This window comes from Pseudomonadota bacterium, from assembly GCA_011049115.1.
In the GTDB taxonomy this organism is placed as follows: Bacteria; Desulfobacterota; Anaeroferrophillalia; order Anaeroferrophillales; family Tharpellaceae; genus DSCM01.
Map to the genome: position 1 here is coordinate 1 of DSCM01000137.1, position 3991 is coordinate 3991.

2 protein-coding genes and 3 tRNA genes are annotated in these 3991 nt (G+C 54.9%); all 5 read left to right on the plus strand.

The window, feature by feature from the left end:
- The first annotated feature begins 323 nt into the window (after positions 1-323).
- The 5 genes from ENN66_11860 (at position 324) to ENN66_11880 (ending at position 3205) form a co-directional block, all read left to right on the plus strand.
- Positions 324-878 carry a hypothetical protein gene (locus ENN66_11860; protein HDS17278.1) on the plus strand — a complete coding sequence of 185 codons (555 nt, stop codon included), beginning with the start codon at positions 324-326 and terminating at the stop codon, positions 876-878.
- Positions 879-1088: 210 nt separating this feature from the next.
- Positions 1089-1163 (plus strand) — tRNA-Gly (locus ENN66_11865).
- A 48-nt stretch (positions 1164-1211) separates the two neighbouring features.
- Positions 1212-1285: transfer RNA gene (locus ENN66_11870), tRNA-Cys, on the plus strand.
- A gap of 46 nt (positions 1286-1331) precedes the next feature.
- Positions 1332-1419 (plus strand) — tRNA-Leu (locus ENN66_11875).
- A gap of 520 nt (positions 1420-1939) precedes the next feature.
- Positions 1940-3205, plus strand: coding sequence for a diaminopimelate decarboxylase (locus ENN66_11880; GenBank protein HDS17279.1), 1266 nt, complete (start codon positions 1940-1942; stop codon positions 3203-3205).
- Positions 3206-3991: the final 786 nt, after the last annotated feature.

Genomic DNA, 3991 nt, shown 5'->3' on the forward strand with positions numbered 1-3991 from the left:
CTGGAAAGACATTACCAATAAGCAAACTTAAAATTTAACCATGAACATCAGTGCCTAACTTTATCTTGCTATCAGGGTGATCAATTTTCGATAATCACAACTGGTCAAATTTCGGTTGTCATAACTACAGCACCCGTAAATTCGCGGGTCACCGACATCGTGAATATAGACGATCATGCCCCCAAAAGGGAACCCTTTTACAAAGGCTTTACAAAAAAATCCGATCGCGCTCATAAATCTTTTACATTGACAGGCTAGATTGAGAATCAGCTTGAAACGGCACCTTCCCGTAATCTAAAAATCTAACCTAAGGAGAACCGAACATGAACCTTCACAAAACTTCATCCCGGCGCAGTCAAACAACGATAACCGCCCTGTCACTGTTTCTGGCCCTGTGCCTGGCCCTGCCGGCCGCGGCTTTAAGCTGGGGGCCGCGGGGCGGCAACCACGGCCCCAGGGACCTGGGTCGCCTGGGCCCGAATGAACCATACCTGCAACAACTCAACCTGGACGAAAACCAACTCAGCCTCCACCAAGCGATGCAGAGCGAAAGGATCAACTTTTGGGAGCTCTGCCTGAAAGAAGGCGACAATCTGGAACCGGAGTCCAGACAACGCGGCCAGGTTCGTTATCACCTCTTACTGCGAGCTGAGCTGGCGGCGGAAACCCCGGATTTTATCGCGGTCGGCAAAAAACTGAAAACCGAATACAAAGGTAGTTTCACCGAAGAATTCGCGAAAATGGTTGACACCCGAGTCGCTTTCCTGAGCAGTCTGAGTCCAACTCAGCGTCATACACTGCTGCAACAAGATTTCCACTGCGGTTCCAAACGCGGTCGCCATGGCAACCGGGGCCACGGGAAAGACCGGTTTAACTAGAGCGCGCAAACAACCGCAAGCCCTGCCGCCGCCGGTCTGGGGTGGCAGGGCTTTAACTAAGCCGGCAGAGCGAAAAGGTTATCCGGCCTCGCCGGAAACAACGCTGAATACCCATGAAAACAGCGCCGCGAAATTACAGTTTTTTCTTTTTTTAAGTTGACATTTAATTTTCAGTCGTTTATAAAGCGCTCTCGAATTTGAAACTGGTGCGCGGGAATAACTCAGTGGTAGAGTGCAACCTTGCCAAGGTTGAAGTCGCGGGTTCAAATCCCGTTTCCCGCTCCATCCCTTTTTACCAACAACTGAAATCAGCAGACCTTGCTGATTTTTTTTGGCGCCATCGCCAAGTGGTAAGGCAGAGGTCTGCAAAACCTCCATCCCCGGTTCAAATCCGGGTGGCGCCTCCAACTCTTTCCCCATAGACAAAACAGCGGCTCCCGCAGATCGGACCGGGCCCGGATGGCGGAACAGGTAGACGCAAGGGACTTAAAATCCCTCGGTATAATATACCGTGCCGGTTCGATTCCGGCTCCGGGCACCAACGCATATGCCGATACGGCCCAGTATCGCCCCGAAAGCCCTGAGAAATCAGGGCTTTTCTTTTTTTCTCGTATCCTGTAGCGTCTAAGCCGAGACAACAACATCCAGAACTTTTAGGGACCTCTTTGAGGGCTTTATGTTGTCGCGACAAACCAACGCCCCCATACCTACGCTTTCAACTTAACGGTTTTAAATCGGCTCAATCCTTCTTGGTTCGGCCTTGGCCGTTAGTTGTTAGCTGGGCCTTGTGTTCAGCTTCTTCCTCAACAACTTCACACCGGGCGCTGTTGTACGTCCAGTCAGGGATTGCGCCTCCAGTCCCGTTACAAGGGCTCGAAAATCCGTCAACTTGACAAAACCACCTGTAATACGTATGATAATTTGCCGCGGCAGCAAAAAACCGCTCCCTCCGACTCGATTGGCCCGCCGCGAACTTGCGTGACAATCCGAATTCGGTCCCTGCGGCGACCATGACCCCAGAACAAGCCCGGCCACAGCCGGATGTCGGCATCGAGGACAGCATGACAGAAAAAAAAGCCCCTTTTCCCCTGGAAGAACTCAAGCGCATAGCGCTTGAGTTTCCGACTCCCTTTCACATCTACGATGAAAAGGCCATTCTCGATAATCTCAAAAAACTGCATCGGGCTTTTGCCTGGATTGACTTCAAGGAATATTTTGCGGTCAAGGCAACCCCCAACCCCTTTCTCATGAAGCTCATGCGCACCCTCAAGGTCGGGGCCGACTGTTCTTCCCTGCCGGAACTGCTGCTGGCGGAAAAGGTCGGAATTTTGGGGGAAGAAATCATGTTCACCTCCAACAACACCCCGGCGGAGGAATACCGCAAGGCCACCGATCTGGGGGCCATCATCAACTTTGACGACATCAGCCATCTGACTTACTACGAAAAACATATCGGCCGACTGCCGGAGCTTGTCTGCTTTCGCTACAATCCGGGCCGGGCCAAGGAAGGCAACCTGATTATCGGCCGGCCCGAAGAGGCCAAGTACGGTTTTACCCGAGAACAACTCTTCGCCGGCTATCGATACTGCCGGGATCGGGGCGTCAGACGTTTCGGAATCCACACCATGGTCGCCTCCAACGAACTCGATCACAACTATTTTATCGAAACCGCCGAGATTCTGTTCGCTCTGATTCGCGAGCTCACCAACGAGCTTAAAATCAACTTTGAATTCGTCAACCTCGGCGGCGGCATCGGCATTCCCTACCGACCCGAGGAACCAGCCGTCGATCTAGCTAAAACCGGCGCCGGGATTCAAGCCGCATACGAGAACATCATTCTCAAGTCCGACCTTCCCGCCCTGAAGCTCTGCCTGGAATGCGGACGCATGGTTACCGGTCCTTACGGTTATCTCGTGACCCAGGTCCTGCACCGCAAAGAAACCTACAAAACCTACATCGGCGTCGACGCGACCATGGCCAACCTGATGCGACCGGCCCTCTACGGCGCCTATCACCACATCACGGTTGCCGGCCGGGAAGAGGAGAAACCCGCCATCATCTGTGATGTCACCGGCTCGCTCTGTGAAAACAACGATAAATTCGCGATTAACCGCGAGCTCCCCAGGATCGAGCCCGGAGACTATCTCATCATTCACGACGCCGGGGCCCACGGCCATGCCATGGGTTTTAATTACAACGGCAAATTGCGTTCGGCCGAGCTGCTGCTGCGGGCCGATGGGTCCATCATGAAAATCCGCCGGGCGGAAACCATCGCCGATTATTTCGCCACCCTTGACTTTAAGGCACTGGAAGAATTTCAGCCCTGAACCGGAAACTCCCGCCGGATTTTTTAACTTCCGGTTTTCGCAATCGCCTCAATCAAGCGTCGCGTCAAATGAATGGCCGTCGGATGTGCGTAAACCTCTCCGGCCGGAGTCACCCCGCGAATGACCCCGTCGGCCAGAAACCAGCTTAACAACCGACGACCTCCCTCCGGGCGGTCGTCGGCAGAGAGCTCAAGCACGGCCGCCGGTGACGAATAGGGCTCCGGTGCCGGCAAGGGTTGTCCCAGATTTCGCAACGACTTGATAAAATTGATGATCCGGCTCAGGCGCAACAGGGTCACACTTTCCAGACGACGACATTGCGGTTGATCCAGGGGCAGGGCCGTTGAACGCAGCAAAGCATATCGGGACGGCAGCAGTCCCCCGGCCGCGGCGCGTTCGTAATCGAGGCTGCCGGGCGCCGGATAGTAAATCGAAAGGCCGGCCAGCGTCGGCTGCGGCAAAAGATGCAGCAGATCTGATAACGTGACCAGCGCCGTCTGCCCCGGAGCCCCGGCAATCAGATAAGAAACCGCCTCCAGCCCCTGATCGCGACAGAGCTCCAACACTCGATCGTGGGCCCGGCCGACATCGGGACGCCGAAAACGGGCCAGCTGCTCCGGCGCGAAGCTGCCCACCGCCAGGTTGAGGGTCCGGAACCCGGCGGCGGCCATGGCCGCGATCATCGGCTCATCCAGGGACGGCGGAAAAAGTCCATTCATAGCCCGCAACTCAAAAACATGGTCGCGGCGCAACCTCGCGAGAGCAGCCAGCAATTCCATGAACCAC